The sequence below is a fragment of the Moheibacter lacus genome (genome assembly GCF_014042165.1).
In the GTDB taxonomy this organism is placed as follows: Bacteria; Bacteroidota; Bacteroidia; order Flavobacteriales; family Weeksellaceae; genus Moheibacter; species Moheibacter lacus.
In genome coordinates this window covers 209,687-232,822 of record NZ_JACDZE010000003.1, presented here as the reverse complement: position 1 = coordinate 232,822, position 23,136 = coordinate 209,687, and the positions used below count along the sequence as shown (strand labels likewise).

General features: G+C 35.6%; 23 protein-coding genes. 16 read left to right on the top strand and 7 right to left on the bottom strand.

All coding sequences use genetic code 11. The features are described from left to right. The first annotated feature begins 88 nt into the window (after positions 1–88). Together HU137_RS10550 and HU137_RS10545 are read left to right on the top strand one after the other, a co-directional pair. A complete protein-coding gene (locus HU137_RS10550; protein ID WP_182043814.1) occupies positions 89–649 on the top strand; it encodes an AraC family transcriptional regulator in 561 nt (186 codons plus the stop codon). 218 nt (positions 650–867) lie between these two features. Next, complete coding sequence (locus tag HU137_RS10545; protein WP_182043813.1) at positions 868–3,288, top strand: heavy metal translocating P-type ATPase; 2,421 nt, start codon at positions 868–870, stop codon at positions 3,286–3,288. A 184-nt stretch (positions 3,289–3,472) separates the two neighbouring features. Here the strand turns inward: HU137_RS10545 and HU137_RS10540 are convergent, their stop codons facing one another. Beyond that, positions 3,473–4,504 carry an LLM class flavin-dependent oxidoreductase gene (locus HU137_RS10540; protein ID WP_182043812.1) on the bottom strand — a complete coding sequence of 344 codons (1,032 nt, stop codon included), beginning with the start codon at positions 4,502–4,504 and terminating at the stop codon, positions 3,473–3,475. Positions 4,505–5,071: 567 nt separating this feature from the next. Here HU137_RS10540 and HU137_RS10535 point away from each other — a divergent pair. The 3 genes from HU137_RS10535 (at position 5,072) to HU137_RS10525 (ending at position 6,592) form a co-directional block, all read left to right on the top strand. Next, positions 5,072–5,545 (top strand): nuclear transport factor 2 family protein, encoded by a 474-nt coding sequence (locus HU137_RS10535; protein WP_182043811.1) that lies wholly within the window; start codon positions 5,072–5,074, stop codon positions 5,543–5,545. 15 nt (positions 5,546–5,560) lie between these two features. Then, positions 5,561–5,767, top strand: coding sequence for a heavy-metal-associated domain-containing protein (locus HU137_RS10530; RefSeq protein ID WP_182043810.1), 207 nt, complete (start codon positions 5,561–5,563; stop codon positions 5,765–5,767). Between the two features lie 63 nt (positions 5,768–5,830). Further along, on the top strand, positions 5,831–6,592 hold the full coding sequence (locus HU137_RS10525; RefSeq protein ID WP_182043809.1) for a GLPGLI family protein: 762 nt from the start codon (positions 5,831–5,833) through the stop codon (positions 6,590–6,592). A gap of 507 nt (positions 6,593–7,099) precedes the next feature. Here the strand turns inward: HU137_RS10525 and HU137_RS10520 are convergent. Then, entirely contained in the window at positions 7,100–7,429 is a 330-nt protein-coding gene (locus HU137_RS10520) for a thrombospondin type 3 repeat-containing protein (protein ID WP_182043808.1), read from the bottom strand. Positions 7,430–7,454: 25 nt separating this feature from the next. Continuing rightward, a complete protein-coding gene (locus HU137_RS10515; protein ID WP_182043807.1) occupies positions 7,455–9,698 on the bottom strand; it encodes an OmpA family protein in 2,244 nt (747 codons plus the stop codon). Positions 9,699–9,796: 98 nt separating this feature from the next. On the opposite strand from HU137_RS10515, the gene HU137_RS10510 reads away from it, so the two are divergent. The 11 genes from HU137_RS10510 (at position 9,797) to HU137_RS10460 (ending at position 20,319) form a co-directional block, all read left to right on the top strand. Beyond that, entirely contained in the window at positions 9,797–10,657 is an 861-nt protein-coding gene (locus tag HU137_RS10510; protein ID WP_182043806.1) for a cupin-like domain-containing protein, read from the top strand. 307 nt (positions 10,658–10,964) lie between these two features. Further along, positions 10,965–11,693 carry an LPS export ABC transporter ATP-binding protein gene (gene lptB, locus HU137_RS10505; RefSeq protein ID WP_182043828.1) on the top strand — a complete coding sequence of 243 codons (729 nt, stop codon included), beginning with the start codon at positions 10,965–10,967 and terminating at the stop codon, positions 11,691–11,693. Between the two features lies 1 nt (position 11,694). Continuing rightward, positions 11,695–12,378, top strand: a complete 684-nt coding sequence (locus tag HU137_RS10500; protein WP_182043805.1) for a tetratricopeptide repeat protein — start codon at positions 11,695–11,697, stop codon at positions 12,376–12,378. Between the two features lie 142 nt (positions 12,379–12,520). Beyond that, positions 12,521–13,045, top strand: a complete 525-nt coding sequence (locus tag HU137_RS10495) for an SRPBCC family protein (protein WP_182043804.1) — start codon at positions 12,521–12,523, stop codon at positions 13,043–13,045. A 173-nt stretch (positions 13,046–13,218) separates the two neighbouring features. Beyond that, the gene (locus HU137_RS10490; RefSeq protein WP_182043803.1) at positions 13,219–13,614 is read left to right on the top strand and encodes a VOC family protein; all 396 of its coding nucleotides are present in this window, start codon (positions 13,219–13,221) and stop codon (positions 13,612–13,614) included. Positions 13,615–13,723: 109 nt separating this feature from the next. Further along, complete coding sequence (locus HU137_RS10485; protein WP_182043802.1) at positions 13,724–14,398, top strand: DinB family protein; 675 nt, start codon at positions 13,724–13,726, stop codon at positions 14,396–14,398. Positions 14,399–14,400: 2 nt separating this feature from the next. Continuing rightward, a complete protein-coding gene (locus HU137_RS10480) occupies positions 14,401–14,961 on the top strand; it encodes a YdeI/OmpD-associated family protein (protein ID WP_182043801.1) in 561 nt (186 codons plus the stop codon). Between the two features lie 324 nt (positions 14,962–15,285). Next, positions 15,286–16,485 carry a TIR domain-containing protein gene (locus HU137_RS10475; protein ID WP_182043800.1) on the top strand — a complete coding sequence of 400 codons (1,200 nt, stop codon included), beginning with the start codon at positions 15,286–15,288 and terminating at the stop codon, positions 16,483–16,485. Between the two features lie 22 nt (positions 16,486–16,507). Further along, positions 16,508–17,671 (top strand): patatin-like phospholipase family protein, encoded by a 1,164-nt coding sequence (locus tag HU137_RS10470; protein ID WP_182043799.1) that lies wholly within the window; start codon positions 16,508–16,510, stop codon positions 17,669–17,671. Positions 17,672–17,674: 3 nt separating this feature from the next. Beyond that, positions 17,675–19,726 (top strand): tetratricopeptide repeat-containing protein, encoded by a 2,052-nt coding sequence (locus HU137_RS10465; protein ID WP_182043798.1) that lies wholly within the window; start codon positions 17,675–17,677, stop codon positions 19,724–19,726. A gap of 26 nt (positions 19,727–19,752) precedes the next feature. Continuing rightward, positions 19,753–20,319: a hypothetical protein gene (locus HU137_RS10460; protein ID WP_182043797.1), complete on the top strand. Its 567-nt coding sequence runs from the start codon at positions 19,753–19,755 to the stop codon at positions 20,317–20,319. Between the two features lie 30 nt (positions 20,320–20,349). Here the strand turns inward: HU137_RS10460 and HU137_RS10455 are convergent, their stop codons facing one another. The 4 genes from HU137_RS10455 to HU137_RS10440 all read right to left on the bottom strand — a co-directional run bounded on the left by HU137_RS10455 (position 20,350) and on the right by HU137_RS10440 (position 23,134). Further along, entirely contained in the window at positions 20,350–21,093 is a 744-nt protein-coding gene (locus HU137_RS10455; protein ID WP_182043796.1) for a LytR/AlgR family response regulator transcription factor, read from the bottom strand. 97 nt (positions 21,094–21,190) lie between these two features. Then, on the bottom strand, positions 21,191–21,487 hold the full coding sequence (locus HU137_RS10450; RefSeq protein ID WP_182043795.1) for a 2TM domain-containing protein: 297 nt from the start codon (positions 21,485–21,487) through the stop codon (positions 21,191–21,193). A 5-nt stretch (positions 21,488–21,492) separates the two neighbouring features. Beyond that, positions 21,493–21,762 (bottom strand): 2TM domain-containing protein, encoded by a 270-nt coding sequence (locus tag HU137_RS10445; protein ID WP_182043794.1) that lies wholly within the window; start codon positions 21,760–21,762, stop codon positions 21,493–21,495. A 4-nt stretch (positions 21,763–21,766) separates the two neighbouring features. Further along, positions 21,767–23,134: a histidine kinase gene (locus tag HU137_RS10440; protein ID WP_182043793.1), complete on the bottom strand. Its 1,368-nt coding sequence runs from the start codon at positions 23,132–23,134 to the stop codon at positions 21,767–21,769. Between the last annotated feature and the right edge of the window lie 2 nt (positions 23,135–23,136).

Sequence of the window (23,136 nt, the reverse complement as noted above, 5' to 3'; positions counted from 1 at the left end):
CTTGTTTGCACAAATATAATACGATTTAGGAAGTTCGATTTACGAATTATGAATTCTAGAGTAAAAAGAATAAACTTACCTTTGTTTCATGCAAAAAATTCAGATCAAAAACATGGTTTGTCCGCGCTGTATCATGGCGGTTGAAAATATTTTGAACGAAATGAAAATTCATCCGATTGAAGTCCGATTGGGTGAGGTTTTAGTAGAGAATCAATTGAATTCTAAAGAGTTAAATTCATTTCAAAACCAATTAGAAAAATTGGGGTTTGAATTGTTGGATGATAAAAATTCGACTACCATCAATCAAATTAAAACCATAATTATCAATCAAATACAAAATTCAGATAAACGGAATTTTGTATTATCAGAATTCATTTCTGGAGAATTAAACAAAGACTATTCTCAGCTCAGCAAACTTTTTTCATCGACAACAGGTATCACCATCGAACAATTTTCAATTCTTCAAAAAATAGAAAAAGTCAAAGAACTTTTGGTCTATGACGAATTGAGCTTAAAAGAAATTGCTTTCCAGCTCGGATATAGCAGTTCTGCACATCTTTCTGCACAATTCAAAAAAGTAACCGGACTGACACCGAGTGAATTTAAAAGTTTAGCGGAAAAAGACCGAAAAGGGATTGATGGGATTTGATAATAAATTTTGATTTGAAGTATACTTGATTCTTTAGCCACAAAGAACACTGAGCTTTCACAAAGCACACAAAGTTACTGATCCTTTGAGCTCTATTGTGCCTTCTTTGTGTCTCTTTTGGTAAAAATTTCTTAGAATTATTTCTATAAACCTTATCCAAAATTCTATAACTTCATTTCTTCTAGCCTAACTTAATTTTGTAGTACAAATTATTAGTTATGGCAACAAAAAAAAATACCGTATACATTCCACTCGAAAATGTTGAAAGTGAACATTGTGCATTAATAGTAGACAAAGGATTGGGCGAGATTTCTGAAATCTCAGAACACAGTGTAGAGCTCAATAATAATCGGGCAAAAATTGCTGCAAAATATCCGGACGAAGTCATCCCGCTTGCCGTCAAAAAAATCCGTGATTTGGGTTATGAAGTTCCAACCATCAAAAAGCATTTTCCGGTTCTCAATATGACTTGTGCTTCTTGTGCTTCGAGTTCTCAGAATATCCTTAAAATGCAACCTGGTGTGGTAGATGCAAAAGTCAATTATGCCAATACTGAAGCCGAAATCGAATTCATTCCTTCGCTCATCACTACTCAAGAATTAAAATCAGCACTGCAATCAGTTGGATATGATTTGATGATCGACGAATCTGATGAAGCCAAAGACAGTTTGGAAGAAATTCGCCAAAATCATTACAATCAACTAAAAAGAAGAACATTATGGGCCATACTGTTTTCTATTCCTTTGGTTGCCATCGGAATGGTATTTATGAATATGCCTTATGCCAACTACATCATGTGGTTTTTATCCACACCCATCGTTTTTGTATTTGGGAAACAGTTTTTTATAGGCGCTTGGAAACAATTCAAACACCGCTCCGCCAACATGGACACTTTGGTAGCCATGAGTACCGGAATCGCTTATATTTTCAGTGTTTTCAATACGATTTTCCCTGAATTTTGGGAGAAACAAGGCGTAGAACCCCATGTATATTTTGAATCTGCAGGAGTAGTGATTGCATTTGTACTGCTTGGTAAATTATTAGAAGAACGGGCAAAAGGAAATACATCTTCAGCTATCAAAAAACTAATTGGTTTACAACCCAAAACCGTTACTGTGGTTCACGAAGGAGGTCATCAAATGGAAATGCCGATTGCTTCTATAAATGTCGGAACAACCGTTTTGGTCAAACCCGGAGAAAAAATAGCAGTAGATGGAGAAGTCATTTCTGGAAATTCATTTGTGGATGAAAGCATGATTTCGGGAGAACCTGTTCCGGTTGAAAAAAATCTTGGTGATACCGTATTTTCAGGAACGATTAACCAAAAAGGAAGTTTACAGTTTAAAGCTACCAAAGTAGGAAGTGATACCCTTTTGGCTCAAATCATAAAAATGGTGCAAGAAGCACAAGGAAGTAAAGCTCCGGTTCAAAAGTTGGTGGATAAGATTGCTTCCATTTTTGTACCTATTGTTATCTTGATTTCGATTTTAACTTTGATCGTTTGGAGCATTTGGGGAGGAGACAATGGTTTTACGCAAGGAATGCTCGCCATGGTTACCGTTTTGGTTATCGCTTGTCCTTGTGCTTTGGGATTGGCAACGCCCACAGCCATCATGGTCGGAATTGGAAAAGGAGCAGATCATGGTATTCTGATCAAAGACGCAGAATCTCTTGAGTTGGCAAAAAATTTAAATGCAATTGTTTTGGATAAAACCGGAACGATTACGGAAGGAAAACCGGTTGTAAACGGATTAAAATGGTCAAATACTGATGCGGAAAAATACAAATCTATTTTATATTCTATTGAAAAATCATCCGAACATCCATTGGCCGATGCGATCGTGCATTATCTAAATGATGCCAAATTATTTATCGATGGCGTTCAAATCGAAAATGCTTCCGGAAAAGGAATAATCGGAACCCACGAAGGCGAAAACTATTTCATTGGAAATCCAAATTTCATTAGAGAACAAAAAATTGAAATTCATTCTGAAATTGAAAAATGGATAGAAATGGAATTGAACCAAGCGAGAACCGTCGTTTTATTTAGCAATTCGAAAGAGGTCATAGCAAGTATTGCCATTTCGGATCAAATCAAATCTTCTTCTAAAATTGCAATTGAACAATTAAAAAAATTGGGATTAGAAGTTTATATGCAAACCGGAGACAATGAAGCTACCGCAAAAGAAGTCGCAGAAGAAGTCGGAATTAAAGAATTCAGAGCAGGTGTTTTACCGGAAGACAAATTGAAATTTATCAAAGAATTACAATCACAAGGAAAAACGGTTGCAATGGTTGGTGATGGTATCAATGACAGTGCGGCTTTGGCGCAGTCCAACGTCGGAATTGCGATGGGAAAAGGAAGCGATATCGCTGTCGAATCTTCCAAAATGACCATTCTTTCTAACGATTTGGCCAAAATTCCGGAAGCCATCAAACTTTCCAAACAAACCGTTGCGACGATCAAACAAAATTTATTCTGGGCATTTATTTACAACATCATCGGAATTCCGATCGCCGCCGGAATTCTCTATCCGCTCAATGGATTTTTGCTCAATCCTATGTTGGCAGGTGCAGCAATGGCATTGAGCTCCATAAGCGTTGTGAGCAATAGTTTGCGGCTAAAATGGAAAAAATGATTTTCTCCTACAGACTTGTCCGCCGTAAGAGGATGATGCTGATTGACGCAGAAAATTAATAAATAAATTCTGCGTTGATTTGCATAATCTGCAGGACTTCTTATTTCTCCCGCAGATGCCGCAGATTTGCGGAGAAAACTCGCCAATAAAAATCATCGGAAATTTGAGAGATTTGTGGGAAACGCTATTTTACAAAAGCTTTTCTAATTTCCGGTAAAACTTTGGTTCCGTACAATTCGATGGCTCTCATCATTTCTTTGTGGCTAGGTCCGCCGACATCCATGTGCGCTACAAACCTCGTCAATCCAAACATCTCAATGGTAGCCATCATTTTATCGATAACTTTATTAGGTTCGCCCATGAAAAGTGCACCTTCCGGACTCATGCCGCCCTGAAACTGCATTTTGGTGTAAGACGACCAACCACGACTTTTTCCAATTCTATTCATTTGCGCTGCATAATATGGAAAATAATTCGCCAAAAGTTCATCATCAGAATCCGTCAAAAATGTGTGCGAATGAACTCCTATCTGCATTTTGCTCACATCATGTCCATAAACTTTGTAATTTTCTTTGTAGAAATCAATCAAGGGTTTGAATTGTTTGGGCATTCCGCCGATGATAGCAAAAATAATCGGCAAACCTAATTTTGCAGCACGCAAAACAGATTCGGGCGTTCCTCCAACCGCAATCCAAACCGGAAGTTCTCTTTCCGCACGCGGATAGACCGTTTGGTTTTCTAGCGGCGCACGCAATTTCCCTTCCCAAGTAATATTTTCATTTTGGTTGATTTTCAGCAATAAATCCAATTTCTCTTCAAATAATTCATTGTAATCTTTCAAATCATAACCGAATAGCGGAAAAGACTCGATGAAACTTCCACGTCCTGCGATGATTTCTGCCCGTTGGCCGGAAATTAGGTCGATCGTTGCAAAATCCTGGTACAATTTTACCGTATCAGCTGAACTAATGACGCTCACACCACTTGCCAATTTGATATTTTTGGTTACGGTAGAAAGCGCTGACAGTACAATTTCGGGTGTGGAAACTGCATAATCCGGCCGATGGTGCTCACCCAAAGCCAAAACGTCGATTCCAATTTCATCTGCGAGTTTGATTTGTTCGATGAGTTCTTTAAATTTCTGACTGTTGGACTGAAATTGCTGCTTTTCATTGTCAAAAGTTAAATCACCAAACATTCCGATTCCTAATTCCATTGCTTCAATTTTTCTACAAATTTAGCTTTGAATTCACTTACATGAATTGATCCATGGTAATTTCGATTAAATTCATCGGATCTTTGATTTCAGTATCTCAAATTATTTGGAGATATTTAGCGCTTTGATAAATTTTAATTTTGTCATGATTTTTGAAATGTATATGGAAAAAATCGTATCGAGAACTTAATTTTAAATTTCTCAGTTTTATTCACGAAAAAAACATAACAAACTGTAAAATAACCACATAGTCACATATTTTATTTCTTATTTATCAGTGCGCATTAGTTAAAATAGTTTCCACTTTTCGTGGAACATAGAATGATGAAAATAATCTATTTAATCCTATACCGCCAAAGGCGGATACTATGAAAACTTAATCTTCACAAAGACTCTATTTCTATGTGGTTAAAGTCAATTTTATTTTCAAAAAGAACAACCGAAATTGATAAATATTTTATAAAGATTTTCAGAAATTATATAATTTATTTCCAAACCTTGATTCGTACTTTTGAAAAAGAATTGGAAGAAATGCTTGTGTGTCATTTCGACCCAAAATTGAAAAACATGAAAAATTTATTGCTTCTTTTATTGTTCCCATTCAGTGTTTTGCTTTCCGCTCAAACATCTGAAGAAAAAGCATTGGAAAACCTTATCGAAACCTTTTTCAATTCGATATTTTCAGATTTGAAAACGGAAAGAATACCAGAATTTTTAACTGAAGATTTCGTCTTGTTTGAAGATGGTGAAAATTGGAATTATGAAAAAACGGTTCAAGTCGCCCATCAATTGAAAGAACAATTCACCAGCGAAGAAAACAAAAAAAACACATTTCAGCGCATCAATTCCTTTCAATTCATCCATTCAGAAATCGATGGAAACACAGGCTGGATTTATTATGAAAACTTTGCCGATTTCACTATGGATGGTGCGAGTATTTCAAAAATGCATTGGCTTGAATCTGCAGTTTGTGTAAAAACTGCGGACGGATGGAAAATCAGATTTTTACATTCAAGTCCGGTAAAAAAGAAAACAAATTAATTAAAATAACATTAAATGAAAACATTCAAATTCAAAACCAACATCAATTGCGGAGGCTGTGTCTCCGGTGTAACGCCATTTTTAAACCAATTGGAAAATACGGATTGGAAAGTCGACACTGAAAATCCTGATAAAATCCTGACAGTCGAATCGGAAAGTGTTTCGGAAGAAGAAATTATCAGAATGGTTAAAAAAGCAGGATTTGAGATTGAAATGATCTAATCCTTAAATTAGGATGTAACAAATCTGAAAATTTCTCTACTTATTATTCAAAACCAATAAAAAATGAAAAAATTACTTTTTGTATTTTCCTTATTGTTCGTCGGGATATATGCCAACGCACAAGACAAACCTCAATTTCTTGAAGTAGATTATCAAATGGAAATGAAGCTAGATGCTGACCAAGTCATGGCTAGTGTTCCGGCTGCATGGAAAGCACAAGTAGAGGAACCGCTTCGTCAAGAAATCAAAAACGGTATTTTTATCGATTACAAATTGAAAACCAATGGAACGGAATCCGAATACAAAATGCAGGAAAAAATCAACAATGACCAAACCCCTGCCGGTTTGATTTTGCAACAGATGACCGCTATGGACAAAGAACCTTTGTTCAAAGACATCAAAGAAAAATATTTCTTAAAACCTTATAACGTTGGAAAAGCCTATTTGGTTAAAGACAGTTTGAAAACGGTCAACTGGAAAATCACCAAGGAAAAAGAAACCATCGCCGGATTTGACACCTATAAAGCGACAGGTGTGATGAATGACTCCATCCCTGTAACTGCTTGGTACACACCGAAAATCAACATCAAAGACGGTCCGGACAGAATGTGGGGATTACCGGGACTCATTTTAAAAGCTGAATTTGAAATGAATGGTGCAGAACTCATCATCGCGGCGACCAAAGTCGCTGTAAAAGAGGAAGAAATCAAAATCACCAAACCTAGTAAAGGACAAATCCTTACTGAAAAAGAATTCATGGATGAAATGTTGGCGTTTCAAGAAAAAATGAAAGAAATGTATGGCGGCGGTGTAGATTCGGAATAAATGATTAAAAATCAATATAAAGCTTCGGGAAACCGGAGCTTTTTTATTTAAACTCACTTATTATAAATTCATTACAATTCAACCTTATGTTGATTAAGAAACTAAACTACCCTCGCCTGAAGGCGAAGGCTTTGATTTCGGCTAAAGCCGACTAAAGCCACCTACTCTTTGTGTTTTTGTGAAACCCATTGTGTTCTTTGTGACTCCTTTGTGGACATTGTGGTTAGCTCTAGATGGTTTTACCACAAAGGCACACAAAGAAAAAGCACAAAGCACACAAAAAAAACAAACTAAAGTCGTCGCCTAAAAACGAGGGATTTCCCCCCAGAAGGAAACATTAATTGAAATAAAAAGTTTAGAAAAGTATCATTAATGATTTAAGTCTATTATTCTTAAATCATTTTGTAGATTCCTTAAAATATCTTAACGAATTGATTTATAGATAAATATGAGTTTTAATTAATTCATATCTACCTTAAATCTTAATGTTTTTACGTCGAACTCACGTTATTTCACTGCCTTTTCCATCATAAATGGACAACCCAAATTAAATGGAGATCCATAAACGTCAGGACATTCATCCTTATCGTCTGCAACGCCATCCAGATCAGCATCGGTCGATTTCATTTGATCATAATAAGCTGATAACAATTGGTTCGTTTCCAAAGGACATCCCAAATTAAATACAGATCCCGACTCGTTTGGACAGGCATCTCTCCTATCATGAACGCCATCTAAATCTGTATCTACATCATTTTTTGCTAAAGTTGCTTGTTGTTTGGAACAAGAAATTTGACATAACATGAAAATGGACAATAAGAAAATGGTTTTATTCAAAATTTAGCATTTGATTTATCCAAATTTAGTCTATTATTTTAAAAACAACACGCCTGTTTTCAAAATTTTTATCATCACCACAAACTGTATGCGGACGACATTCCGGATGACGCAATTCTTTGTCTCCTTTTCCGACTATTTTCAATTGTCGGATATCGACTCCTTTTCCTTTTAAATAATTCACCACGGCTTTTGCCCGGTTGATGGAGAGGGCTTGGTTGTATTCGGGTGTTCCGGCGGCATCTGTATGGCCTTCGACTATGTAGTTTTTCAGTTGTTGATGATTGATGATTTCAGCAGCGACATTTAGTTTTTCATAAAATTCCGGTTGGATGACATAAGAATCAAATTCAAATTCGATGCCTTCCAATTGTCTACTGATTTCCAATGCAATTTTCTCTTCCTTTGTTTTGGGACATCCTTTTCGTTCAGTTGTTCCTCGGTCAAATGGACATTGGTCGGTGGTGTTTGGAATTCGATCAAAATCAGAATCGAAATCATTTTGAAAGGTCAATTTGGCATTTGGGTTTTCATACAATGAAGTTTTCCTGCCGAGATTTCCATTAAAATTGATATAATTTTCCTCAATAAAAGAAGTAAACGGCGTTGCAATGTTGAGTTCTTCCCCTATTTTGATGATTTGGTTGCGGTATTTTCCGTCTTTTATACAACGTTCTCCGCAGCGTTCTTCTTCTTGTAAAAGAAAATCAATTTTCTCTCTGGCCCATAAATATTTTAAAATGAACAACTCATCGTTGTTTTTTTCTTGTGGCAATCTAAATTCTTCTTGATAAGTTTCCTCCCCATCAATTCCGGTCAAAATCAATTTCGGTTCGCGCATACCGCTGCATTCTTTGCTGACGAAACTGGAAGATTCGCTAGAAAGAAAACCTTTAAACTGATTGGGATAAGTTTCTTGAAGGTTCAATTCACGAGACTGGACTTGGATATTGCGCAAAAGTGGTGTTCGGATTAAATTAAAAAACCGGTTCAATTCCGCTTCGGCTTCCGGTTGTTCCGTAATCAAAACCGGTTCTGTTCCCATCGTGTTGGCCAATTGTTGTATCGTTCTTCTGTCTACATCATAGCCTATACCAAAGGTAAAATATTGAGCCTCTTTCAAATTATTTTTTAAATTCAAATAAAGCGTTCGGTCTTCGAGTAATTTCCCGTCAGTTATCAAAACCACGATTCGGTTAAATTCCTTCTCCGGCTTGTAAGCATAAACTTTATGTAGTGCTTCACTGAGTTGGGTTTTTCCGGTTCCTTTTTGTTGGTTGATCGCATTGATCGCGATGGATTTATTTTCCTCGGTTGCATAGACAGATTCGGCAGAAAGAAAATCACTTCCGCCTGCAAAAAACAAAATATTGAATTTTTCTTCCGGCTTTAAATCATTTAGAATTCTGGTAACCAATTCTTTTGAAGTTTCGATCGGAAAACCTTGCATAGAACCGGAAGTATCCATCAAAAAAACATATTCGCGTGGCGCAATTTCTTCCGGTTTGATGATTTTTGGTGGTTCCACAACGCCCAGAATATACCGACAACCTTTGTCTTCATATACCAACATTCCAGCTTCGGCTTCATCGCCACGTGATTTATAAACCAATTCTATGGGTTTTCCCCAATCTTTTCCGGAATATTGAAAAGTTTGGTATTTCTGCGAAACTTTTTTGGGTTCTAAATCAAGGGAGGTCATTACCAAATCATAAATCGGAGTTGGACTGATGATATTGATGCCAAAGGAAAATTCTTCCAAATGATTTTCATATTGCGGAGCAATAAAAGAAGGAAGTTGAAGAGATTTTTCATCTGCCGATTTTTCTAAATTCTGAGCATATTTTAAAACTACTTTTACTTCTTCCAATTCTTCACTGATCGGAATATTCAATTTAATAAATTGAGGATCAGAGCCATGCATCAAAGTGATTCTTTTTCGTTTTTTATTTTCCGCCAGGACTTGTTTGCGGATGTTGTCCATGTTTTGAGCGTCGAGCGAATAAATTTTATCGGGCAGATAGACCATCAATTCATACAAAGAAGTTTCCAATCCGATGGGAAATAAGTAAGCAACCAATTTGGTTTCAGAAACTTTAAAAGTCTGATAAAGACGCACATCCGCAACTGTTCCCACTACATTGACTTCAAGAGATTGGGATTGAAGATTTAGGTTTCCATTATCCGAATAAAGTTGAGGAATAGTTTTTTCTTGTGAATTCACAATGAAGCTGAAAAGAAAAATCAGGATGGTTAAAATTCGGTTCATACGTAGAAATCAACGCAATTTACTTAAAATAGATTGAACCCAATCGGAAAGTAAAAATTATAAAATGTTTTTTTATTTTTGAACGTTAAATTTAGGTTATGCCATTTGAATTCAAAGAAGTTGAGCGAATTTCAGAAATTTCTGCAAAAGATTTTCAAATACATTATGTAAAACCTCAGAAACCTGTTGTAGTTGAGAGAATTACACGATATTGGCCTGCTTTTGACAAATGGAATTTTGACTATATCAAACAAGTTGCCGGCGATAAAATCGTCCCACTTTACAATAATGATCCGGTAGATTATTCAAAAAAAGTAAACGAGCCGGTTGCCAAAATGAAAATGGCCGAATACGTAGATTTGCTTCAGTCGCAACCTACGGAATTGAGGATTTTTTTATACAATTTGATGAAAGAAGTTCCGGATTTACAAAATGATTATAAAATGCCTGATTTGGGTTTGAATTTATTCAAAAGTTTACCGATGCTCTTTTTTGGTGGTGAAGGATCCAATGTTTTCATGCACTATGACATCGATTTGGCCAATATTTTACATTTTCATTTTGCAGGAAAAAAAAGATGTGTGATCGTTTCGCCAGAACAATCCAAATTCATGTACAAAATTCCTTATTCAGTCATCTGCAGAGAAGACATCAATTTTGACGAACCCGATTTTGAGAAATGGCCGGCTTTGAAAAATCTCAAACCCATGTTTGCCGATTTGAATCACGGAGATATGTTGTATATGCCGGAAGGATACTGGCATTATATGAAATATCTTACGCCCGGATTTTCCATGAGTTTGCGATCGCTTGCCAAAAAACCAAAAAATTTCAGTCAAGCAGCATATAATATTTTCATCATGAGAAACTTAGACAATCTGATGAGAAAATGGAAGGGTCAAAATTGGATCGATTGGAAAAATGATCAAGCCATCGCCAAAACCAATGTTGTGCTTTAAAATTCAAATCCGTAGTATACTAGAATTTTGTCATGATTTTTGATTGTTGCAAATCAAAAATTCACGCCAAATTGTTCAGATAACGTATTGAAATTTAACTTAGCATTCCCCAAAGCTACCAACATTTAACTCCTCCGGAGTTACCATCATTTAAGTTTTTAATATTGAGTCAATTAACTTAATATTCAATAATTTAAGCTAAAATCATCTAATTCATTTCTCAAAACCAAAATTTACCCAAGTCGAATTCTCAAGGTGAATAATATTTTTAAAATTTATAAATTCAATTAACTTTGTCCCAATGGGAATTGTACTTAGAGGAGAAAATCTGATCAAAGATTACGGAAAGAAACACGTTGTAAAAGACGTTTCATTTTCTGTGGAACAAGGCGAAATCATAGGTTTGCTTGGCCCAAATGGAGCCGGAAAAACAACATCTTTTTATATGATTGTGGGATTAGTCAAAGCTACAGCCGGAAAGGTTTTTCTAGACAAACAAGACATCACCGACAATGCCATGTACAAAAGAGCTCAAAAGGGAATCGGCTATTTGGCACAAGAAGCTTCCGTTTTCAGAAAACTATCTGTCGAAGACAATATCAAATCCGTATTACAATTTACCAAACTCTCAAAAGCCCAACAACAAAAGAAAACAGACGAACTCATCGAGGAATTCAGTCTGGAACATGTACGCAAAAACCGTGGAGATTTACTTTCCGGTGGCGAACGAAGAAGAACGGAAATCGCTCGTTGTTTGGCTACCGAACCCAAATTCATCCTTTTGGATGAACCATTTGCAGGCGTCGATCCGATTGCGGTCGAGGACATCCAGAAAATCGTACGGTCATTGAAACACAAAAACATCGGGATTCTGATTACCGACCATAACGTTTCCCAAACCCTTGCCATCACAGACAAAACCTATATCATGTTTGAAGGAAAAATCCTGAAAGAAGGTTCTCCTGAAGAATTGGCAAACGATAAAGATGTTCGTCGAGTATATTTAGGAGAGAATTTCAGATTTGAACAATTTTAACATGAGAAAGCAAATTATCTTATTTCTTTTTATTTTTATTTCACAAATTTCCTGGAGTCAAGAATTTTCTAAAGAAGCCCAAAATGTATTTGTGGATTTGTACTGCGATTGTTTTACACAAAGTACGGTTGCGGAATTCGATAAAGAAATATTGAACAATTGTTTGGGAAAAGAAATTGAAAAAAACAAAGCAACCTTTCTTCCCTATTATGATTCCAATTCTATTCTACCGGAATATGAACAAGGAAAAGCAGTGGGAGAAAGTCTCATTGATGATACACTAGATGAAATCGTCATGAATTGTGATGCTTTTTATCGTTTTACAAATGAGAACAATAAAAAATCATTTGAAGATGCCAAATCCAGTCTGGATGAAGAAAAATTCAAAAAATTTGAAGAAGAAATCAATTCCAAACCCTCTTCCAACGCCTATTTGAAAAGAGGATTTTATAATTTCGTTCAAGAAAACAATGTTCAAGCGGAATTAGACCTTAAAAAATCTTTGGAATTCAATCCGGAAAATCTGCTTACTAAATCCTTTTTAGGACATTTTTATGAGAAAACCGGAAATCTAGATGAGGCATTAAAATGGTTTACAGCAGTATACCAAAGCAAAAAAGACAGAGAATCGCTCACCCAAATGGCGGTCATCAAAAGAAAAATCAAGGAAGCTAAACCAAAATAAATTCTTCCTCTATTCTCACTCATCTAAATCACACCTAAATCACTGACTGTCGACTTATCTCAATGTATTTCTATTGATTAATGAGCATATTTGATATGACAATTGTCATTTTTCATTACTTTTATTCTTCAAAACGAACGATATGAAAACCTTAAAAAAAATCCTCTTTTTCTTTTTGGGTTTGATTGCCCTTATTTTAATCGTAGCCCTTTTTGCACCCAAAGAATTTGGCGGAAGCGCTGAAATTACGATCAACAAACCTAGTCAGGAAGTGTATGACTATTTCAAATTCTTGAAAAATCAGGAAAATTATGGAACTTGGCACCAAATGGATCCTGAAATGAAAACTTCTTATGAAGGCACAGATGGAACAATTGGGTTTACGCACAAATGGGAAAGTGAAAAATTCATGGTAGGAAACGGTAAGCAAGTCATTACCAATCTCGTAAAAGGAAATAAAATGGAATCCGATTTGTTTTTTGCCGAATCAAACGAAGCCGCAAAATCCATCATGACCGTCACACCAGAAGGTACAAATCAATCAAAAGTAAGTTGGAGCGTTTCAGGAAAATCTCCTTATCCAAGGAACTTCTTTAACCTTTTATTCAATATGGACAAAGATTTTGAAGAAGGTCTGTCCAATATGAAATCCAACTTAGAAAAATAAAACCGTCACAACAGACGCAGATGTCTATGAATTCATCGAATCCTTTGCCAATACAGATCAGAAAAAAGCCGATAGTTTGGAATTGAGGAAATGGATGAAAACTATACCGATTATTTTGATGAAACTTGGTCAAAAGCCTTAAAAATATTAAAAGAAATACTAGAAAAATAAAAATGGAAAATCAAAAACCGGCATTAGGAACGATCGCCTGGCATGATTATACTTCAAATCATGCAGACGAAATGAAAGAATTTTATGAAAACGTTTTCAATTGGACTTCAGATGGAATTCCGATGAAAGATGGCGAAGAAGAATATGAAGATTTTGTGATGAAAACCGCTGAAGGAAATGTCGTAGGTGGAATCTGCAATCATAGAGGAAAAAACACCGGTATCCCTGCACAATGGATGGTGTATATTACCGTTGAAAATCCACAAGAAACTGCGGAAAAAGCAGTTCAACTGGGTGGAAAAATCATCAAAGAATACCACGATAAAGAAGGAAATTTGATGTATGCGATGATAGAAGACCCCATCGGAACTGTATTTGGAATTGCGAAATCTAATTAATTCAAAATTAAAAAGTTATGAAATGAGCCATAACAATTAAGTTGATACTAACCGAAATGTTTAATGGCGAATTACATCTGACAAATAAAAAACAAATAAAAATAAACAGATGAAAAAATTACTCTTAATTCTCGGAACAATTGCCGTTGTTAGCTGTAGTTCCAACCAAACAGAAACCGCCAAAACCAAAGTGGAAAAAACAGAAACTATGGTTGAAACTCCTCCTGCTCCAGCCGCCATTCCGGTTGCCCATGGAAAAGCATTCATTCTTAAACAATTTGAAGAAAGTTACATGAATCTTGCAAAAGCCGTAGAAGGTTTATCAAAAGAACAAATCGCTTTTAAACCCTCAACAGATAAATGGTCCATAGGCGAAACCCTTGAACACATCGTCAAAACAGAACCGGCTCTTATGGGTTGGGTTCAAGGTGTGATGGCAGAACCCGCCAATCCAAAGGATAGAAAAGACATCTCCGTTACAGATGACCAAGTTTTGGTGATGATGACCGATAGAAGTTATAAAGCAACTGCGCCAAAAGAATTGGTTCCGGCAGGTAAATACACGGAAGCCAGCACTGCACTAAAAGATTTGACCAATCAGCGAGAAGCAATTTTTAAATATTTAGATGGTGTTTCGATGGAAGATTTACGCAATCATGTGGCAGAATCTCCGGGAGGAAAAGTAGACGGTTACCAATTCATACTCTATATTCCGGGTCATACTATGCGACACACCATGCAAATTCTAGAAATCAAACAAGATCCCAAATTCCCTAAAAAATAAAGATGGACAAAATCAATCAATGGACTGAAGAACTCAATCGTTTAACCGAAATAATAGACAAAACAGGACTGGAAGTCGCCATCAAATGGGGAGCTCCGATTTACACACTCAAAGGTAAAAACATCGTGGCCTGTGGCGGATTTAAACATCATTTTGCACTTTGGTTTAACAACGGTGTTTTTCTGAAAGATCCATATCAAGTGCTTAGCTCAGGAACGGAAGGAAAAACAAAATCTATGCGTCAATGGCGGTTTACATCCATGGATCAAATCGATGAAAAAAAAATTACGGAATATCTCAACGAATCCATCGAAAATGCAAAAGCCGGAAAAGAACTAAAACCGGAAAAGTTTACTGCAGTTGAAATTCCTGAAATTTTTAAAAATGAATTAGAAAATGATGCAAAACTCCATGAAGCCTTTAAAAAACTAACACCCGGAAAACAAAAGGAATACAATCTTTACATCGAAGAAGCCAAACAGGAAAAAACCAAAATTTCCAGAATTGAAAAAATCAAACCGATGATCTTAAACGGAGTTGGTCTTCATGATAAATACAAATGAGCATCGTAAATTAAGATAAATCCAACCCTGAATTTTGATGAATTCAGGGTTTTCTTTTATTCTTCGGGAAAATTGGTCTTAAATATTGCCCTTTCATTTTAAAATCAATATTTAGTCCTTCTAAAAATTGATTTTTAGTATATTTATAGCTAAGTTGATATAAAATGGCGTAGAATATTTTTGATATAAAAAATTGAATTTCAAGGAAAAAAACGCAGACATAACCTAGTTACGGCGAGTATTTTTAACGAAGAAATTCGGTTTTTCACACTAAAGATTCATGTTATTTTATGTTGATTTAGCTATAAATCTAAATCTACTAAAATGGAATTCAACGAACTATTCAAATCCTTCAAAGAAGCGTTTAACAATTCTTATAATCAACAAATTCAAAACCAGAATCCAAACCAAAATTGGAATCAGAACCAAAATTGGAACCAAAACAGCGCTCAAAATCCCATGAACCAAGCCGTTGAACAATTGAACTGGGAATACAACCAAAGCCTTCAAACGCTCAACACCCTAGATGTAAATTTGGCAGAACATTCCTTAATCAATGCCAAAAATGCCATACGATTTCTCGAAGCCAATCTTACTCCTACCGAATTTCTTCCTTATAAAATCATGTTCAAACAAATCGATGTAACGGTTCATTTTGTAAAATCAATTTCCTTATTCAATGAAGAAAGGTTTCAAAAAGCATTGGAAAGTTTACATCAAGCGGAAGAAATTTGCGACAAAGCGCTTGATGCTTTTAAATCCCTTCATCCAAGCTTTAAAACCAATCCCAATTTCAACTATATGCTGCCGATTTTGCAAAATTATTTTTATTATTTCGATTTGATGTTGGATGGAAATAAACTGCTGATTGAAACCGAAATAGCCAAATCTGAAAACAAATTTGTAGACGAACATCAAGTCTTTATCCAAATAGCTGAAGGATTTAAAAAAGTAAATTCCATTCATTTTGAACAGGATTACATGAACCTGGGAATGATGTTCACAAAAAAGATCAATCTGTTTGCACGTCAATTGGAAATCAAAGCCGAAAGACTCGAGGAAAAAAGAAAAAAAATCCAATTCATGCAACCTCATGATAAAAAAGTATTTATCGTCCATGGACATAACCACATGATTTTAAACGAATTGGAAACCATGCTTCGGGACACCTTTCATCTCGACCCTGTCATTTTGACCAAAAAATCGGACAATGGAAATACGATCATAGAAAAGTTTGAACATTATGCCAAAGATTGTGCTTTTGCTTTTGTGATCGTGACTCCGGACGATGCGGTAGAAAACAACGGAAAACAATATTTCCAAGGTCGCCCCAATGTACTTTTTGAACTGGGTTGGTTTTGCGGTCGATTTGGTCGAAATAAAGTTCGAATCTTAAAACAACGAAATACTGAACTTCCTTCTGATCTAAATGGTTTGGTCAATATCAATTTCCAAGATAGTTTACAAGAAGTTTTTCAGCGGATTTATCTCGATTTGGTAGATGGTGGGATTTTGGAGAAATAAAATTTGAATCAATTGAATCAACATGAAAAAATATACAACACCTAACAACGAACGATTCCTACCAAATGATCAACCGAGAAAAATCCTCGCACTCGACGGCGGCGGAATTCGTGGTGTTCTGACACTTGAAATCCTGTTGGAAATCGAAACCCAATTAAGAAAATCTTTAAAAAAAGGAGAGGATTTCTGTCTGGGTGATTATTTTGATTATCTCGGCGGGACCAGTACCGGAGCCATCATTGCTGCCGGACTTTCACTTGGGATGAAAGTCGAAACCTTATTGGATTTCTACAAGAAAAAAGGAAAGGCCATGTTTGATAAAGCTTTTATTTTGAACCAATTCTGGCATTCCTATAACAAATCTCCACTGGAAAAAGAATTGAGAAAAACCTTTGGAGGAGGCGATATCGATTTGGAATCGGAACGGTTTAAAACCTTATTGTTAATCGTCACCATGAATTTAAGCACAGATTCGCCTTGGCCGATTTCCAATAATCCTTGGGCCAAATACAATGCCCGAAACCGGATGGATTGTAATCTGAAAATTCCATTGTACAAATTGGTCAGAGCCAGTACGGCTGCTCCTACATTTTTCCCTCCTGAAATTCTGCAATGGGATCCGGATGATCCAAAAAAAACTTTTGTTTTTGTGGACGGAGGTGTAACGCCGTACAATAATCCTGCTTTTTTGATGTACCGAATGGCGACCCAAAAAGCCTATGGACTGGAATGGGAAACAGGAGAAAAAAAATTGATGATTCTTTCCGTCGGTACAGGTTCTGCAGTGACACCAAAAGCTTATGATAACTTAGCCAATACTGCGGTCAATATCGCCAATAACCTGATGTATGCCATGCAAGTGGACCAAGACATCAATTGTAGAACCGTTGGAAGATGTGTATTTGGTGCAAAAATCGATAGAGAATTGGACGAAATGATTCCGATGAAAGAAGATGGAACGCTCGATAGTCTAGACAACGATGCAGGTAGACATTTTTCTTATATCCGATACAATGCTGATTTGAGTCAGGAGTCTTTAAACGAAATGGGACTCAATCATATCAAATCTGAACATGTACGAAAGATGGATTCGACCAAATACATATCCAAACTCCGTGAAGTTGGAAAACGAATAGGAGAACAGCAAGTAAATGTAAATCAACATTTTAAACATTTTTTAAAATAAAATATGAGTTCGGTATTTATCGTAAGACCTTTTGGAAATAAAAGACCTGTTATCAAAAAAGAAAAAGACGGCAGTTTTACAACTGTTTATTTTGATTTTGACAGAGTTGAAAAAGAACTCATCAAACCTGCGATGAAAAAACTGGGTTTATCAGGCGGAACAACCGGGAAAATTTTCAATGCCGGAGACATACGTGAAGATATGTTTTCTGAATTGTTGATAGCGGACATCGTCATTGCCGACATCACGATTTATAATCCCAATGTGTTTTACGAATTGGGTATCCGCCATGCTTTACGGAATAAATTTACCATTTTGATCAAATCTCCCGGACTTGACCAAACGCCTTTTGATATCATGGGATACCGCTATTTACTGTATGATCGAGTCAATCCGGCAGCAAAAATTGACGAATTGGTGCGCAGTATATCTGAAACACTTCAAGAAAACCGAACAGATAGTCCGGTCTTTAACGTCCTTCCTCATCTTTTGCCACAAGAGCCCGAATCCTATATTGCACTTCCGCAAGATTATGTAGATGAAGTCAGAGTCGCTGCCGATAGTAAATTTGTAGGGAAACTTTCTCTTTTAGCACATGAAGTTGAAAAGTTTCAATGGCGAATTTCTGCATGGAAATTGGTTGGGGAAGAATTATTTCGACTAAAAAAATACCATTCGGCAAAAGAAATCATGCGTAAAGTCATTTCAAGTCGAAAAAATAAAAAGGATTTATATGCACATGATCGATTATCGACCATTTACCAAAGACTGGCTGAAAAAAAATTTGACTCAGATCCAAATGAAGCCAAATCCCTGTTGACTCAGTCCGATATCTCTGCTGAAATCATCATCAAAGACAAACAAGTCAACAGTCGACAACGAGCTGAAGCCTATACTTTAATTGCCCGAAACCACAAATCCCGATGGATTTTTGAATGGAAAAACCTCAATAATGATGTTTTACAAAAAAAAGCACTTCAATCTCCGCATCTGATGAATGCTTATGAAAACTACAGAAAAGGATTTATGCAAAACCTAAATCACTATTATTCAGGTTATAATGCAGTCGAACTTTTGTATATCATAACAGGTTTGGCAGAAAAGCATCCGGATGCTTGGGAAGATTTATATGATGAAAAGGAAGAAGCTGAACGTAAATTAATTAGGTTCAAAAAAGAAAAAGAAAAATTACTTGCAGCATTTCAGTTTTCTATTGATTCCGCACGTGCACAAACCAAATCAATTGGCAAAAAAGATGTTTGGTTGGATTTGGCGGAAGCAGATCTCATCCATCTCACTGCAAAAAGTCAAGGAAGGGTTTCGACCAAATACAATTCTGTTTTTTCAGACGCAGATGAATTGACCAAAGAATCTGTTATGAAACAATTGAACATTTTCAAATCACTGGAAATTCTACCTGAAAATACTGCTGCTGCACTGGATTCTATCCATGAATTGACTAGAAAGGAAGAAAAAACAGAATATTATCTGCTTTTCACCGGACATATGATTGACAAAAAGGAGCGTGAAGTCCCGAGATTTCCTCCTGAAAAAGAAAAAGCGGTGACCCAGTCTATCAGAGCCAAAATAATTGAAATTCAAAATGAATTGGGACCCAATAAAAAATTGATTGGTATCACCGGAGGAGCTTGTGGTGGTGACATTATTTTTCATGAACAATGCAAAGATCTGGGCGTTACATCACGTATGTTTCTTGCGGTTCCGGCTCCACTTTTTAAAATTAAGTCTGTGGCTTTTGCAGGAAATGATTGGATCAAACGCTTTGATGCTTTGTATGAAGAACTCGATCATCCCGTTTTATCAGATACTTTGGAGCTGCCTCATTGGTTGCGAAATAAAAGAGATTATAAAATTTGGCAACGAAACAATCTCTGGGAATTGTATTTTTCATTGGCCAACGGTATATCCAATATGACGCTACTCGCAGTTTGGGACAAACAGAAATCTGACGGTCCAGGCGGAACCGAAGATATGGTCAAACAAGTCAAAGACCGAGGTGGAAAAGTGGAAATAATTGATATACGAAAAATATAATTAGTTTTGCAAAATAATCAAAAATTATGTCAATTATAAAACTATTACTTTTATGCCTATTATTCACTAACATTAATTTGTCCGCTCAAAAAAGTGTAAATGCTCAAATTATTACGTTAGAGAATGACACAATTGAATCAAAAATGAGAGTTAAAACTAATATTTTTGATAAAATGCTCATAATGGAAACAAGTTTTTTTCAAACCATGGTTCTTTTAGACGAGAAAGAAAAAAAGTCAAGAGTCATACCCGCAAAAGATGTATTTCAACTAACCTTCAAAGATTTTAATGATAAAACAAGAATCTATCGAAATCATGGTAATCAATTAATGGAAATTTTGCACTTCGGTAAAATAAAATGGATAAGAACTTTTTCTATAAATATGAAAGACGGTGCTATAAATGCTCACGACCTGCTTATTGGAAGTGATTTAGAAACATACAACTTGGGAATGTTTAACAATAGAAGAAACCAACTTTTAGAGGCGACTTCATCTCGTCCTGATTTAATAAATGAAATTGAACACATGAAAATAAATGACGATAATATTAAGGCTGTTCTTCTAAAATTTGATGATTCAGCTGATAATTAGCCTACTCTACCACTCTACCACTCTCCAACCCTACTTCTCCAGCCAGATTTTAAAATCATTTACGCGTTCACGGGAAACGATCAACTCCTCTTCCACTCCTTTGATGAAAAGTTGGTAACGGCTGCCGGAATGCGTCGAAATGTTTTCGATGAATTTTAAATGAACGATTGCATTTCTACTGATGCGGAAAAAATCTTTTGGGTTCAATTGTGTTTCTAAATCACCCAATGTTTGTTCGATTGGATATTCGCGGTTATCAGAAAACAAATAGGTCGATTTATTTTTGGAATAAAAACAACTGATGTTTTTTATGTTTAAGGTTTTTAAATTACTGCCCACTTTGATCAAAAACCTTTCCCTATAACGGTTCTCAAAATTATTTGAAAGCAAAGACTGCAATTGAAATGCATCCCAAACCATCGGTTGATTTCTTTCTCTAAATTTAGCAATCGCCTTGCGTAAATCTAACTTATTGATCGGTTTAAGTAAGTAGTCTATACTATTGAATTTAAATGCTTTAAGCGCATAATCATCATAAGCAGTTGTGAAAATAATCGAACTTTTGGGTTGGACTTTTTCAAAGATTTCGAAACTGATTCCGTCGCCCAATTGGATGTCGAGAAAAATCAAATCTGGCTCTTCATTTTGTTCAAACCATTTAACTGCTTCTTTCACACTGTTTAGCATAGCGAGAGGCTCTATGGCTTCTTCTTGAAGTAATTTCAATAAATAGCGCGCTGCCGGTTTTTCGTCTTCAATGATGATGGTTTTCATGTGTTTATTTTTTATTTTTCATTTGACACATGCAACCTAAGATGATTAAAATAATCATTACGCTGTGTGTTTAAAGATTATAATAATCATGTCGGTTTCATTTCCAATGGTCTAATTTTCTTTGTTTTTCAATTTCTTTATGGATTTGACGCTGTTTCCAATTGTTATTGTTAAAAAAGCTAAAAACACTCAAACCATGAAAAACCAAACCAATTCCCCAACCGGCAATCGGATAAATCGCCCAAAAATACCCGCCGTTTTTTATATTGAGAAATACAAAAAACGAATTGACCAGCACATAACAAGTCAAATGGATATAAAAGCCCAATCTATCTTCCACAGCCCTTTTGGCGTTTTGATATTCTTCTGTTGTATAGCTTTCTTTTGTGTTCATTTTTTCTATTTTTTTAACTGTTTTTTTAATTCTTTCTGAATCAATTTTTCCTTCCATCGGAAAGGCAACATTTCCACAGCAAACCAAATTAAACTCGCAGTAAATCCAATTGCAACCCAATAAGCCCAATCATAACTTCCATCTCTTAAATCTAACCAATGCAGATAAAACATCATCACGACATACACAAAAACGATCAAATAAAAGTTGTGAATTTCTTGAACCGATTTTTTTGCCGATTCGTATTCTTGTTGACTATAATTTCGATTTTCCATAATTTTATGATTTAAATTTTGAATGAAATTCTTCTTTTTCACGTTGACGTCTTTCCAATTCTTTTCTCACCATTTGGTCTTTCCACCCGGCGGAATTGAAAAACCCAAAGGTTTCGATGGCGTGAAAAGCTATTCCTATTCCCCAACCCATCAACGGCCAGAAAGCCCAATCGTAATCTCCATCCCGCATGTCAAGAAAGGTGAAAAATAAATTGACGATTATGTAACTGGCTAAATTCCAATAAAATCCTTGCAGATCTTCTACTCTTTTTTTGGCAGATTTGTATTCTTCTTCGGTGAATTTTTGATTGATTTCCATCACGATATTTTTTTCGGTTAATAATGGGAGTTTGACGATAAATTCCGTTTCTGTTTGGTTAATTTCTACTTCGCGTTTAGTAAATGATTTGAAACGATGGATGATGTTCTGAAGTCCCTTTCCGGTACTTTCATTTAACTGTTTTTTAATTTGTAAATTATTTTTAATCACCAATTTTTTATCATCTATATATACTTTTACTTTTAATGGTTCTATGGAAGAAATCCGATTGTGTTTGATGCAGTTTTCCAATAAAATCTGAAGCGAAAGCGGAATGATTTGAAATTCTTGCGGAATGTTTTCTTCGATTTCAAATTCCAATCCGTCTTCAAATCTTTTTTGTACCAAATTCATATAGGTTTTACTGAATTCGATTTCTTCTCTTAGCGAAACCAAAGATTTGTCTTTCTGTTCCAAAACATACCGATAAACAGATGAAAGTTCGCTTACAAATTCTTGTGCTTTATCGGGATTTTCATCGATCAAACCATTTAAAACATTTAGCGAATTGAATAAAAAATGAGGACCAATTTGAGATTTGAGCGATTCATGTTCGGTAGAAATCTGAACGACCTTTTGTTTTTGCTCTTTTAATTTGTTGTTTTGAATTCGAAAAATAAAATTGATGGTATATAAAATACAAGCAATGGTTCCGGAAATCCATAAAATCTGTCGGACATTTCGTAGTGATTCTTTAGAAAACAACCAATTTATGGCTCCCTGATAGGATTGACCATCCCACATCAAATTCAACACAAAAAGAATTCCACCAATTAAAATACTGACCAAACAACTTAAGAAAATACCTAATAGAAATCGAATTGCGTATTTTTCCCAAGATTCACCCTTAATATTTTCTTCGATCAAAGCATATATGTAACTGTTCACCAAATAAAGCGGAACTGTATAAAAACTCGTCCAACCCAATGTATTCCACATCTTTGACCATCCAGGTAATTCACTATGTTCGACAACATACATCGCCAAAAACATCATCGTAATTCCCAAAATAATGAAAATCAAATACTTGATATGGACGCCGATTTTTTTCATTT